The sequence below is a fragment of the Pseudomonas sp. LARHCG127 genome (assembly GCF_052871455.1).
The window spans coordinates 103,395-116,646 of record NZ_JBIXJT010000002.1; the positions used below are offsets into that span (position 1 = coordinate 103,395).

11 protein-coding genes are annotated in these 13,252 nt (G+C 63.3%); 6 read left to right on the plus strand and 5 right to left on the minus strand.

Features of this window, described 5'->3' with window-relative positions:
* Window positions 1-48 precede the first annotated feature (48 nt).
* Together ACIPQ1_RS03885 and ilvD are read left to right on the plus strand one after the other, a co-directional pair.
* Entirely contained in the window at window positions 49-1,254 is a 1,206-nt protein-coding gene (locus ACIPQ1_RS03885; RefSeq protein ID WP_446533626.1) for an MFS transporter, read from the plus strand.
* Window positions 1,255-1,520: 266 nt separating this feature from the next.
* A complete protein-coding gene (ilvD, locus tag ACIPQ1_RS03890; RefSeq protein WP_053126275.1) occupies window positions 1,521-3,362 on the plus strand; it encodes a dihydroxy-acid dehydratase in 1,842 nt (613 codons plus the stop codon).
* Window positions 3,363-3,720: 358 nt separating this feature from the next.
* Here ilvD and ACIPQ1_RS03895 read toward each other — a convergent pair whose 3' ends face one another.
* The gene (locus tag ACIPQ1_RS03895) at window positions 3,721-4,776 is read right to left on the minus strand and encodes a haloacid dehalogenase-like hydrolase (protein WP_250964341.1); all 1,056 of its coding nucleotides are present in this window, start codon (window positions 4,774-4,776) and stop codon (window positions 3,721-3,723) included.
* A gap of 242 nt (window positions 4,777-5,018) precedes the next feature.
* Here ACIPQ1_RS03895 and ACIPQ1_RS03900 point away from each other — a divergent pair, with 242 nt between their 5' ends.
* Window positions 5,019-6,410, plus strand: coding sequence for an L-cystine transporter (locus ACIPQ1_RS03900; RefSeq protein ID WP_446533627.1), 1,392 nt, complete (start codon window positions 5,019-5,021; stop codon window positions 6,408-6,410).
* Between the two features lie 119 nt (window positions 6,411-6,529).
* Here ACIPQ1_RS03900 and ACIPQ1_RS03905 read toward each other — a convergent pair whose 3' ends face one another.
* Window positions 6,530-7,042, minus strand: a complete 513-nt coding sequence (locus ACIPQ1_RS03905) for a dihydrofolate reductase (RefSeq protein WP_446533628.1) — start codon at window positions 7,040-7,042, stop codon at window positions 6,530-6,532.
* A gap of 86 nt (window positions 7,043-7,128) precedes the next feature.
* Between ACIPQ1_RS03905 and ACIPQ1_RS03910 the strand changes: the two genes are divergently transcribed.
* A complete protein-coding gene (locus ACIPQ1_RS03910; RefSeq protein ID WP_446533629.1) occupies window positions 7,129-8,496 on the plus strand; it encodes a DUF2868 domain-containing protein in 1,368 nt (455 codons plus the stop codon).
* Window positions 8,489-9,862 (plus strand): GTPase/DUF3482 domain-containing protein, encoded by a 1,374-nt coding sequence (locus tag ACIPQ1_RS03915; RefSeq protein ID WP_446533630.1) that lies wholly within the window; start codon window positions 8,489-8,491, stop codon window positions 9,860-9,862. Before ACIPQ1_RS03910 ends, ACIPQ1_RS03915 begins: the two co-directional genes overlap by 8 nt.
* 227 nt (window positions 9,863-10,089) lie before the next feature.
* Here the strand turns inward: ACIPQ1_RS03915 and ACIPQ1_RS03920 are convergent, their stop codons facing one another.
* Together ACIPQ1_RS03920 and ACIPQ1_RS03925 are read right to left on the minus strand one after the other, a co-directional pair.
* Window positions 10,090-10,581, minus strand: coding sequence for a DUF523 domain-containing protein (locus tag ACIPQ1_RS03920; protein ID WP_250964346.1), 492 nt, complete (start codon window positions 10,579-10,581; stop codon window positions 10,090-10,092).
* A 2-nt stretch (window positions 10,582-10,583) separates the two neighbouring features.
* Entirely contained in the window at window positions 10,584-11,216 is a 633-nt protein-coding gene (locus ACIPQ1_RS03925; protein WP_446533631.1) for a 2OG-Fe(II) oxygenase, read from the minus strand.
* Between the two features lie 152 nt (window positions 11,217-11,368).
* On the opposite strand from ACIPQ1_RS03925, the gene ACIPQ1_RS03930 reads away from it, so the two are divergent.
* The gene (locus tag ACIPQ1_RS03930; RefSeq protein ID WP_411385896.1) at window positions 11,369-12,112 is read left to right on the plus strand and encodes a DUF2059 domain-containing protein; all 744 of its coding nucleotides are present in this window, start codon (window positions 11,369-11,371) and stop codon (window positions 12,110-12,112) included.
* Window positions 12,113-12,219: 107 nt separating this feature from the next.
* Here the strand turns inward: ACIPQ1_RS03930 and ACIPQ1_RS03935 are convergent, their stop codons facing one another.
* Window positions 12,220-13,167, minus strand: a complete 948-nt coding sequence (locus tag ACIPQ1_RS03935; protein ID WP_446533632.1) for an alpha/beta hydrolase — start codon at window positions 13,165-13,167, stop codon at window positions 12,220-12,222.
* Window positions 13,168-13,252: the final 85 nt, after the last annotated feature.

The window sequence follows — 13,252 nt, forward strand, 5'->3', positions numbered from 1 at the left end:
GACGCATTAGGATTGAAAGCGACCCTCAGGTACGCCTTGGAACGCCTCATGACTGATCCGCAAAACCGCTTGGCAGCCCGCAAACCGGCCACCGTCGGCTTGTTGCTGACGCTGACACTGCTCGGCGTCTTTCCAATCGATGTCGTGCTGCCCTCGTTCCCTGCACTGTCCGAACACTTTCAGAGCCCATCATCAGATATCGCCCTGTCTGTCAGCCTGTTCGCAGTGGGCATCGCCCTTTCGCAACTGCTGATCGGTCCGCTTTCCGACGTTATGGGACGAAAAAACCTGCTGTTGATCGGGATCGCCGTTTCAGCGGTTGGAGCAACAGGTTGCGTACTCGCCGACAGTTACTGGTCCTTTCTCTTCTTCCGTGTCGTCCAGGCCTTGGGGTGCGGTTGTTTCGTGCTGTCCCAAGCGCTGATCCAAGACCTGTTCACCGGACAGGAACAGCAGCGATTGCGAGTCTTGCTGGTCACCTGCGGCGGGATTTTCATTTCCGTTTCGCCCCTGGCTGGCACCGGACTGCAAAGCTGGATGGGCTGGCGCGGCAGCTTCCTGGTGTTCATTGCCCTGGCAGTTGGCGTATTCGCAAGCGCCTGTCATTTGCTTGAGCACTCCCCAGCCGGCAGTCAACCCAGGCGTTTCAATATCATCGCATCCTATCGAAAGGTCTTCGGTGACTTCAGTTTCGTCGCTTATTGGTTAACCTCGGCGCTGGCTTTTTCCTGCCACTTTTCGTTCATCGTCATTTCACCGCTGGCCCTGATCGACCAGTTGCACTTATCGCCCGAGGCTTTTTCGCTGGTACTGCTGGGCTATGGCCTGGCCTATATCGGCGGGGGCGCGGTGGCGTCCGTGCTGAGCAATCGAATCGATCCACAGGCGCAAATTGTCACGGGTCTGGGCCTGATCCTTGCCGCAGGCCTCCTGATGCTGGGGCTCGCCAATTACCTAGGCTTGTCGATCACTACTCTGTTAGCGCCCATGATCGTTTGCACCGCCGGAACGACCATTGCCAGGGCGGCAGCCAACAACCAAGCCATGACGCTATTTCCGGCGCAGGCCGGCACGTCCGCCTCGGCCGGTAGCGTACTGATCTTTATTGTCGGCGGGCTAACCAGTGCCGTGATCAGCCTCACCCCGCTGGACTTACAGCTGGCCCTGGCCCTCTGCCTGATCCTGCTCAGCCTGCTGGGGCTGGCACTCAATGGCCTGGTCCGGCAGCGCGATAGGGGGCTGTTAGCCGGCTGAACCCTGCCAGTCGTCATCCCGCGCACGACATTGGCGCCCGATCAGCGCTTTGCGTCATTTCATCCTGGCGCCAGCGGTGTAGAATCGTGGCATTCATCGCCATTCATCCCCGGCGGGTTTATGAGCTCATGCCGAGGCGCGCAGCGATCCTGCAAAGTCATCGGCCACTTCCGGACACACGGCCAAACCCGGGTGCTCCAGACGTCGACAGAAGCTCACTCCCATTGATACCTGATAAGTACCTGATTAGCCGCCCGGAGTGCTCCATGCCTGATTACCGCTCGAAAACATCCACCCATGGCCGCAACATGGCCGGCGCCCGTGCCTTGTGGCGCGCCACGGGGATGAAGGATGACGACTTCAAGAAGCCGATCATCGCCATTGCCAACTCCTTCACCCAGTTCGTACCGGGCCACGTCCACCTCAAGGACCTCGGCCAACTGGTTGCCCGGGAAATCGAACGCGTCGGCGGCGTTGCCAAGGAATTCAACACCATCGCCGTGGACGACGGCATCGCCATGGGCCACGACGGCATGCTTTATTCGCTGCCGAGCCGCGAGATCATCGCCGACTCGGTCGAGTACATGGTCAACGCCCACTGTGCCGATGCCATCGTGTGCATTTCCAACTGCGACAAGATCACCCCCGGCATGCTCATGGCCGCCCTGCGTCTGAACATCCCTGTGATCTTCGTCTCCGGCGGTCCGATGGAAGCCGGCAAGACCAAGCTCGCCAGCCACGGCCTGGACCTGGTCGACGCCATGGTGATCGCCGCCGACTCCAGCGCCTCTGACGAGAAGGTTGCCGAGTACGAGCGCAGCGCTTGTCCGACCTGCGGTTCGTGCTCCGGCATGTTCACCGCCAACTCGATGAACTGCCTGACCGAAGCCTTGGGCTTGGCATTGCCGGGCAACGGTTCGACCCTGGCCACCCACAGCGACCGCGAACAGTTGTTCCTGCAGGCCGGCCGGACCATCGTCGAGCTGTGCAAGCGCTACTACGGCGAGAACGACGAGTCGGTGTTGCCGCGCAACATCGCAAACTTCAAGGCGTTCGAAAACGCCATGACCCTGGACATCGCCATGGGCGGTTCCACCAACACCATCCTGCACTTGCTGGCCGCGGCCCAGGAAGCCGAGATCGATTTCGACCTGCGCGACATCGACCGTCTGTCCCGTCACGTACCGCAGCTGTGCAAGGTCGCGCCGAACATCCAGAAGTACCACATGGAAGACGTGCACCGTGCCGGCGGGATCTTCAGCATCCTCGGCTCCCTGGCTCGTGGCGGCCTGCTGCACACCGACCTGCCGACCGTGCACAGCAAGAGCATGGCCGAGGCCATCGCCAAGTGGGACATCACCCAGACCACCGACGAGGCCGTGCATCACTTCTTCAAGGCCGGCCCGGCGGGCATCCCGACGCAAACCGCGTTCAGCCAGTCGACCCGTTGGGAAACCCTGGACGACGACCGTGAAAACGGCTGCATCCGCAGCGTCGAGCATGCCTACTCCCAGGAAGGCGGCCTGGCCGTGCTGTACGGCAACATCGCCCTGGACGGCTGCGTGGTGAAGACCGCCGGCGTCGACGAGTCGATCCATGTGTTCGAAGGCAACGCGAAGATTTTCGAAAGCCAGGACAGCGCCGTGCGCGGCATCCTCGCTGACGAAGTGAAGGCCGGCGACATCGTGATCATTCGCTACGAAGGCCCGAAAGGCGGCCCGGGCATGCAGGAAATGCTCTACCCAACGTCCTACCTGAAATCCAAGGGCCTGGGCAAAGCCTGCGCCTTGCTGACCGATGGCCGCTTCTCCGGCGGCACCTCGGGCCTGTCCATCGGCCACGCTTCGCCGGAAGCGGCGGCGGGCGGCGCCATCGGCCTGGTGCGCGATGGCGACAAGGTCCTGATCGACATTCCGAACCGCTCGATCAACCTGTTGATCAGCGACGAAGAACTGGCCGGGCGCCGCATCGAACAAGACAACAAGGGCTGGAAACCGGTGGAAGTGCGTCCACGCAAAGTCACCACGGCCCTCAAGGCCTACGCCCTGCTCGCCACCAGCGCCGACAAGGGCGCGGTGCGTAACAAGGCGATGCTTGACGGCCTGTAAACGCTACCCATAAAAAAGCCCCGCCAAGTGCGGGGCATTTTTTTGGGCTTCAGTTCGACCCTTTGAGCCAAGTCATCTTTTGTGGCGAGGGAGCTTGCTCCCGCTGGGTCGCGAAGCGGCCCCCATAATTCGTCCCTCACCTCAATGCGTGGGCTGACGACCTTGGGGCTGCTGCGCAGCCCAGCGGGAGCAAGCTCCCTCGCCACGGGTTCATCCCCTTTCGAATCTCTGATGATCCCTGTGGGAGCGAGCTTGCTCGCGATAGCGGCGGATCAGCAACATTTTTGCTGGCTGACACACCGCAATCGCGAGCAGGCTCGCTCCCACAGGTTTGTGCATTTTTCCAGAACCTGGGGGATTACTGGATGTCTTCAGGCTTGACGATCACCCAGTTCTTGTCCGCCGTCACTGGCAACCCTTCCTTGGCTTGGGCCGCGGCGTGCTTGGCCATCATGCCGTTGATCTGGGTCATGTACTTGTCCTTGCGGTTGACCCACAGATGAATCCCGCCCTTGGCCACGTCCACATCGTGGAACAGCATGTAGCCGTCACTGGTCGGTGTGTCACCCGCCACCAGCACCGGTTTTTTCCATTCGTCGATGTACGTCAGGATCGCCGCGTGCTTGCCGGCCATCCAGGTTGCCGGGGTCCACAGGTACGGCGTGTACTCCAGGCCAAGGTTGGCTTTCTCGTCATATTTGCCGTTGGTGATCTGCTTGCGCGCGGTAGTCAGCTCGCCGGTCTTGCGGTCCTTGAGCAGCGTGGTCACGCCGATCACGTTCTGCGGCTTGAGGTTGTAGCCGTATTTCGGGTCCGCGGCGACCATGCGCACCAGTTCTTCGGAAGCGGCGGTCATGACATAGACCTCGATGCCGTTTTCCATCAGCTTGTTGTACAGCTCGGCCTGGCCGGTGAAGATCTTCGGTGGATTGACGTTGTACTGGACCACCTTATCGCCATCGTAATAAGTGGTCGGCACCGGCTTGCCGGACGCCATCAGCTCATCGACATAGCCCTTGAGCTCCTTGAGCGTGAAGCCCGAGAACACCTGGGCCACCCACGGGTAACAGACCATGTCGTCCACTTCGCACAAACGGTAGTAATAGCTGAACAGGCTTTCCTTATGGTCGGCCGTGTCCTTGAACGGCATCAGCTTCAAGGACGGGTCAAGGGTTTCCCGGGTGATGAGGCCCTTGTTCTCCATGAACGGCAGCAACGATTCCTCAAGGTCGTAGCGGTAACTGGTGTTGTCCATGTCGAACACCGCGTAGTTACCCTTGTTGGCGTTGGCGGCGATCATCGCGTCCAAGGCCTTGGCCTGCTCCGCTGGCCAGTGCTTGAGTTCGGTGGCAAGTGCCTGGCCGACGAGGCCAAGACTCAAGGCGACAGCGAGAAAACGAGGTGCGAGCTTCATCGGTATTTCTCCCGGGATCAAAGAACTCGACGCTAACAAATGCGTATGACAGTCCTCGCCCAGCCGCGACCGCTTGCGTCCTGATCACGCCAGCGACATACCCGCAAACGCCAAGTCCTTATTCCATAAACGACAATCAACATGCCTTTTTAGTATTAATTCATTAGATATCAGGCTGTTAGGCTTCCCGGCTCACAGTCGCGGCTTCGGGCGACTGGCACGTCTTATCGGAGTCTCTTTTGATGAATCTGCCGCTGATCCTCAACCTGCTGGTGTTCCTCGCCTTGCTGTTCGGCCTGGCGCAAACCCGTCACCGCACCTGGAGCCTGGCCAAGAAAGTGCTGCTGGCGCTGGTGCTGGGCGTGATGTTCGGTATCGCCCTGCACACGATTTATGGCACCGGCAATCCGGTGCTCAAGGCCTCTATCGGCTGGTTCGACCTGGTGGGCAACGGTTACGTGCAGTTGCTGCAGATGATCGTGATCCCACTGGTCTTCGCCTCAATCCTCAGCGCCGTGGCCCGCCTGCATAACGCCTCGTCCCTGGGCAAGATCAGCTTCCTGACCATTGGCACGCTGCTGTTCACCACCGCCATCGCCGCGCTGATCGGCATCGGCCTGACCAACCTGTTCGGCCTCACCGCCGAAGGCTTGGTGGCCGGAACCCAGGAGCTGGCGCGCCTGCAAGTGATCCAGAACGACTACGCCGGCAAGGTCGCCGACCTGAACATCCCGCAACTGCTGCTTTCGTTCATTCCGCAAAACCCCTTTGCCGACCTGGCGCGGGCCAAGCCGACGTCGATCATCAGCGTGGTGATCTTCGCCGCGTTCCTCGGCGTCGCGGCGTTGCAGTTGCTCAAGGATGACGTGGAGAAAGGCCAGAAAGTGATCAACGCGATCGACACCCTGCAAAGCTGGGTGACGCGCCTGGTGCGCCTGGTGATGAAGCTGACGCCATACGGTGTGCTGGCGCTGATGACCAAAGTCGTGGCCGGCTCCAACCTGCAGGACATCATCAAGCTCGGCAGCTTTGTCGTGGTGTCATACCTGGGGCTGGGCCTGATGTTCGTGATCCATGGCCTACTGGTGTCCGCTGCCGGCATCAACCCATTGCGCTTCTTCCGCAAGATCTGGCCAGTGTTGACCTTCGCTTTCACCAGCCGCTCCAGCGCGGCCACCATCCCGTTGAGCATCGAAGCCCAGACCAGCCGCCTCGGCATTCCCCGGGCGATTGCCAGCTTCAGCGCCTCGTTCGGCGCCACCATCGGCCAGAACGGTTGTGCCGGCCTTTACCCGGCCATGCTGGCGGTGATGGTCGCACCGACCGTAGGCATCAACCCGCTGGACCCGGTCTGGATCGCGACACTGGTGGCGATCGTGACGTTAAGTTCGGCCGGGGTGGCCGGGGTCGGTGGCGGCGCGACGTTCGCCGCGCTGATCGTGCTACCGGCCATGGGCTTGCCGGTGTCGCTGGTGGCCTTGCTGATTTCCGTCGAGCCCTTGATCGACATGGGCCGTACGGCGTTGAACGTCAGCGGCTCGATCACCGCCGGGGCGATCACCAGCCAGGTGATGCAGCAGACGGACAAGGCATTGCTTGATGCCCAGGAGCATGGGGAGTTGGTGCACGCTTGATGGGTGGCGCCTGATGGATAGCTATCGCGAGCAAGCTCGCTCCCACAGGGATCGGCAGTGATCACAGATTCTGTGTTCGCCAGAAATCCATTGTGGGAGCGAGCTTGCTCGCGATGCTTTTAACGCTTTTCCCACACCTCAAAGCTGTAGGCCGGCTTGTCGCCTTCAGCCGGGTTCGGCTGGTTCGAGACCCGCTGCCACTGGCTCGAATCGAACTCAGGAAACCACGCATCTCCCTCAGGGCTCAGCGCCACGCGGGTCAGGTACAGTCGATCCGCCTGCTCCAGGGCCTGGGCATAGAGCTGGGCGCCGCCGATCAACATCAATTCGTCGACACCCTGCTCCAGCGCCCAGGCCTCGGCCCGCGCCACGGCTGCTTCCAAGGTGGAAAACACCTCGGCACCTTCCAGCACCAGACCCGGCTGGCGACTGACGACGATGTTCAGCCGCCCCGGCAGCGGTCGACCGAGGGAATCCCAGGTCTTGCGCCCCATGATGATCGGCTTGCCCAAGGTGGTGGCCTTGAAGTATTTGAAATCCCCCGGCAGGTGCCAGGGCATGCTGTTGTCGACGCCGATCACACGGTTTTCACCGAGGGCTGCGATCAGGCTTAGGGGGAGAGTTTTGTTCATGGCCGCGAGGATACCAGAGGCCCGGCGTACCCCGACAGGCATCACAGCGGTTATGCTCAACCCTCATTCGAGCAACGGAAGCCCCCGTGACAGTACTGCAGAACCTCTGGTTGACCGAGACGATCCGCCTGCGTGAAGAGCACGCCGGCCCGCTCCAAGACCAGGAAGCCAATCGCCTGGCCCGTGCGTCAGGCGGCGATCTATCCGCCCGCATCCATCAGCGCGCCCGTTGGCTGGCCGAGCGCGATGGCCTCACGCAAGCCCTGCGCCATTGGCTGCAAGGGGCGCGCCTGGCGCTGATCGCCTTGGCGCTGCTCGCCGTCATCAGCGGCGCCGGCCTCGGGTTGGCCGCCCTCGGTGACGGCCAGGCACCGGTCAATGTGTTCTGGGCCTTGGGCAGCCTGTTGGGGTTGAATCTGGTGCTGCTCATCGCTTGGGCCATGGGCCTGGTCTTTGCCGGTGAGCAAGGTGCCGCACTGGGACGCCTGTGGCTGTGGCTCAGCGAAAAACTCGCCCGCGACGCCAAGGCCGCCCAACTGGCGCCAGCCCTGCTGCTGTTGTTGCAACGGCACAAACTCAATCGCTGGGCCCTCGGTGTGTTGGTCAATGGCCTGTGGCTGCTGGCGATGCTCAGCGCGCTGGTCATCGTCCTGCTGCTGATGGCGACCCGGCGCTATGGCTTCGTCTGGGAAACCACCCTGCTGGGCAGCGAAACCTTCGTCGCCATGACCCAGGCCCTCGGCACGCTGCCGGCACTGCTGGGCTTCAGCGTGCCGACCGAGGACATGATCCGCGCCAGTGGCGACGCCGCGCTGAACATCGAAAGCGCCCGCCAGGCCTGGGCCGCCTGGCTGGTCGGCGTGCTGCTGGCCTATGGCGTGCTGCCGCGCCTGGGCCTGGCGTTGCTGTGCCTATGGCGCTGGCGACGCGGTCGCGCCACGCTGCGCCTGGACTTGAACCTGCCCGGCTACGCACAGCTACGTGAGCGCTTAATGCCCAGCAGCGAACGCCTGGGCGTCAACGACGCCGCTCCCGCGCATTTGCATCGAGTCGAAAGTGCCGTCAGTGCGATGGACAGCGACGGCGCGCTGTTGGTGGCGATCGAACTGGATGATCGGCCCTGGCCGCCCAAGCTGCCCGAGACCGTGAAGAGCGCCGGCATCCTCGACAGCCGCGAGTCACGCCACAAACTCCTCGAACAGCTGTCGCGTTTTCCGCCGGCACGCCTGGCGATTGCCTGCGACCCACGTCGCTCGCCGGACCGTGGCAGCCTGGCGCTGATCGCCGAGCTGGCCCGCAGCGCCAACGCCACCCGCGTCTGGCTGTTGCAGGCGCCGCCCGGCGAAGCGCTGGACGCCGAGCGCCTGGGCGACTGGCACACCGCGCTGCAACAGCTGCAGTTGCCCTTTGCCGATTGCATGCCCTTGAACTGGCTGGAGAGCGGTCATGACTGACCCCGTGAAGCCGCTGAAACTGGCCGTGGTCGGCCACACCAACGTGGGCAAGACCTCGTTGCTGCGGACCTTGACCCGCGACGTCGGCTTCGGCGAGGTGTCCCACCGCCCAAGCACCACCCGGCATGTCGAAGGTGCGCGCCTGTCGGTGGACGGTGAAGCGTTGCTGGAGCTGTACGACACGCCGGGCCTGGAAGACGCCATCGCCCTGCTCGATTACCTCGAGCGCCTGGAGCGTCCTGGCGAACGCCTCGACGGCCCGGCGCGCCTGGCTCGCTTCCTCGAGGGTAGCGAGGCGCGACAACGCTTCGAACAGGAAGCCAAGGTGCTGCGGCAATTGCTCGCCAGCGACGCCGGTTTGTATGTGATCGATGCCCGGGAACCGGTGCTGGCCAAGTACCGCGATGAATTGGAAGTCCTCGCCAGTTGTGGCAAACCGCTGCTGCCGGTGCTGAATTTCGTCAGCAGCGCCCAGCATCGCGAACCCGACTGGCGCGAAGCCCTGGCGCGATTGGGGTTGCACGCCCTGGTACGCTTTGACAGCGTCGCCCCGCCCGAGGACGGCGAGCGACGCCTGTATGAAAGCCTCGCGTTGTTGCTGGAAAGCGCCCGTGGGCAACTGGAGCGACTGGTCGCCGACCAACAGGCCCAACGCCTGGCCCGCCAGCAGAGCGCGGCGCGCTTGATCGCCGAACTGCTGATCGACTGCGCCGCCTGCCGACGCAGCGTCGCCAGCGATACCGAACTGGAACGCCAGGCCATTGGCGAGTTGCGCAACGCGGTGCGTCAACGCGAACAGCGTTGTGTCGAAGCCCTGCTCAAGCTCTACGCGTTCCGCCCCCAGGACGCCGCCGCCAGCGACCTGCCGCTGCTCGACGGGCGCTGGGGCGATGACCTGTTCAACCCCGAAACCCTCAAGCAACTGGGTGTACGCGTCGGCGGCGGGATCGCGGCGGGCGCGGCGGCCGGTGCCGGGGTGGACTTGCTGGTAGGTGGCCTGACCCTAGGCGCCGCCGCCCTGGCTGGGGCGATTGTCGGCGGCACCCTGCAAACCGCCCGCAGCTACGGCAACCGGCTGATGGGCAAACTCAAGGGGCAACGGGAGCTGACGGTCGACGACAGCGTGCTGCGCCTGCTGGCCCTGCGCCAAGGACAGTTGCTGCAAGCCCTCAACCTGCGCGGCCACGCGGCGCTGGACAGCATCCGCATCGCCACGCCCCAGGACAAGACCTGGCGAGAGGGCAAGCTGCCCGAAGCCCTGAACAAGGCCCGGGCGCATCCGCAATGGTCATCCCTCAATCCCCAGCCGCGGTTGAGCCAGGCGGAGCGGCAGGAGCAGATAGAGCAGTTGGCCGAGCAGCTCTGAGCGACACAAGGTCTGGCCAAGTACCCTTTGGCAGTACACAAAACTGTTTGGTCCGAGGACATGGTTAACACCTGTGGCGAGGGAGCTTGCTCCCGCTGGGCTGCGAAGCGGCCCCAAAATGCCGGAACGCGATTGGCCTGACACACCGGGGTGTCAGGTTTCAGGACCGCTTCGCGGCCCAGCGGGAGCAAGCTCCCTCGCCACAAAAGCAATCAACGCCTGGGCAATCAGTCGTTGCTCAAGGCCTTCAGGGCCGCCGCCGCTTCAGGCAACTCCAACTCATTGAACACCCGCACGCCATGGCGCTTGAGCAACGCCGCCGTCACCCCTTCGCCGCTGACTTTCACACCGCTGAACGTCCCGTCATAGGTCAGCAGGTTGCCGCACGACGGGCTGTTGGCCTTGAGCACCGCGATGCGGATGCCATGTACTCGCACCTGTTCCAGCGCTTGATACGCGCCTGACAGAAATTGCGCGCTCACATCTTCGCCATCGGTGGTGATCACCGCGGCCTGACCGTCAAGCACTTGCCCGCCCTGCCCCCCAGGAATCTCCGCTGCCGCACGCGGGGTGGGCAAGCCGCCAGCGACTTCCGGGCACAGCGGTACGACCCGGCCTTGATCAAGCCACTGCTGGAGTTGATCGAACGGCCCGCTGGCACCGCCGTCGTAGCGCACGCGATGGCCGAGCAGGCAGCGGCTGACCAGGATTTTTTCCATATTCAGAACAACTCGTTGCCGCGACGGCGGAACCAACCGGTCAAAGACAGGCGATCCCGCGTGGCCGGCAGCACTTCGTGGGGGATGTCTCCCGACAGGAACACCACCAGGCAACCGCCGATGGGCACCACGTCACGCTCCACGCCGTCCTCCAGGTACATGCGCAACTGGCCGCCGTGTTCCGGCCACCAATCGTCGTTGAGATAAAGCACCGCCGACACCATTCGCCGGTCGTCGTCGCGAAAGCGGTCGACATGCTTGAGGTAGAACGCGCCGGGTGGATACAGGGCAAAGTGACTTTCGAAGTCTTCCAGGCCCAGGAACAACCCGCGATTCATCGCCTCTCGCAGGCTGTCCATCAGCGTCAGGTATTGGTCGCAGGCTTGCGCCTGGCCGGGCTCGATCCACTGGATGCGATCACCCCGGATCCCTTCGCGAATCTCCGAGAACGGCCCGCGTCCGACCGCCGCCGGGGCCAACTCACCCTCGGCGGCACGCTGGCGGCATTCGGCCGCCAGGGCGCGGGTCAGCGCGTCCGGCAGGAAGAGGTTCTGCTGCGACCAGCCGCGCTCGGCCAGGTCGTCGACGATACGTAACAGCAGCGGGTGATCAGAAGGTATTTGCATGGCGCGCATAGTATGCCGGCGCCTGCAAAACCGACAGCGCCACGCAGCGGTTCGCTGCGTCGGTTCTTTACCTCCAAGAGCACCGCCGTACGAACTTGATACGAATTCTCGACAAGACTCCACACCCCACGGAGAATAGTCGGCTGCTGACAGGAGTCCCTATGCGCCGTTTGCTTTTCTCACTGTTGATGTTCTGCGTTTTGCCCGCCTGGGCAGACAGCTACGACCAGTTGTACAAGGTCGCCGGCTGGCCGGAACAGCGGGCGCATTTCAATGATGCCTTGAGCGCCGCCCAGCAACGCTACCAGAGCAGCCTGCCGCCGGCGGTGTTCCAGGCGCTGGTGAACAACAGCAATCAACGTTTCGCCCCCCAGGCCATGGACCAGCGGGCCGAGGCGCAAATACGCAGCAAGCTTCGCGACCCGAACCCGGCCCTGGCCTTTTTCCAGTCGCCCCTGGGCCGCAAGGTCGTGGCGGCCGAATTGCTGGCGACCCGGCGCGACCAATTGGCGAAAAACGCCAAGGGCCTGCCTAAGATGCAAGCCAGCGACAACCGCCTGTTGATCATCGGCCACCTGGCCCAGGCCCTCCCCGCCCGCGAAGCCGGCGCCGAAGTCAGCCTGGCGATCGCCGGCGTGGCGGCCGACAGCCTGAGTTCGATGATCCCGGGACTCTTGGGTGCCGGCCAGGCCCAGGGCATGCTCAACGGCCAGCGCCAGCGACTGATGGAACAGATTGGCTCGGACCTGAACAACACGCTGCTGTACGTCTACCGTGACCTGACGGATACCGAGCTGGAAGAATTCGCCACCTTCGCCGAATCGACCGAGGGCCAGGCTTATTATCAGGCGGCCCTGGCGGCGATTCGGGCAGGGTTGGCGGTAGGGCAAACGCTGGGGCAGTAGTTCGGCACCGCTATCGCGAGCAAGCTCGCTCCCACAGTGAACTCAGGTTTTGTGATCGCCGAAGATCCTGTGTGGGAGCGAGCTTGCTCGCGATAGCAATAGCCCAGTCACCGCCTGACTCTGCTCATCCGCTTCGTCAAGAACCCAAACATCTCCTGCCGCATCGCCAGCGCCTCGTTCGCCAAGTGATGCCGCCCCTCAGGCAACATCAACACCTGCGGCCGGTCGAACTTGCTGCGCAGCACGTTCAGGTTGTGCACCCAGTCCACCGTCATGTCCGCCTGCCCCTGCACGATCAAGGGCTGGCGCGGGCTGCTCGGGGCGGCTTCGATACGCTTGATCCATTGCCCCAATGCCCCCACCCAGGCGGTGGGCAGGCGCAGCGGTTGCAACGGGTCGGCTTGCAAGAAAGGCAGGAACTGCGGGTCGGTGGAGTTCTCGCTGAAACGCCGGGCGATGCCGGTCACGAAGGGCTTGAGCAGGTAATAACTCAGGCGCGACCAGCCCCAGGCCCGCGGCCGCACCAGGGGCGACAGCAGGATGACCTGACCCTGGGCCGGGCTCTGCGCGCCGTGGTTGAGCACATGATCGACCACGATGGCGCCGCCAGTGCTTTGCCCACACAAGTGCCAGGGATGCGGCAGGTCCAGCGTCGCGGCCTCGGCCAACAGGCCCTGCAAGGTGGCCTGGTACTCGGCGAAATCCCCGATGCTGGCGCGTTCGCCGCTGGACAGGCCGTGGCCCGGCAAGTCGCAAGCAATCACCGCGAATTGCTGCTCCAGAGCCCACTCGATCAAGTACCGGTACAGCCCCATGTGATCGTAGTAACCGTGGAACACAAACAACGTCGCCACGGCTTTTTCCGGCCACCAGACCTGGCTGACCACTTCATACCCGCCCACCTCGAAGCGCCCTAATCCCTTGCGCACACTGCGCTGGGGGAAATCCAGCCCATAGAACCGCTGGTAGGCCTGGGCCTGCTCGGACAGGGCTTGCCACTGGGCCAACGGTTGCAGGCTGGCACGCAGGTGATCGGGATCGAAAGTGGCAGGCATCAAGATTTCCAGGCATGGGCGCAGCGCGCGAAACAGACTTTACAGGCCTGCGATATTCATCTGTCGCGGCAAGCATGGCAAGCTA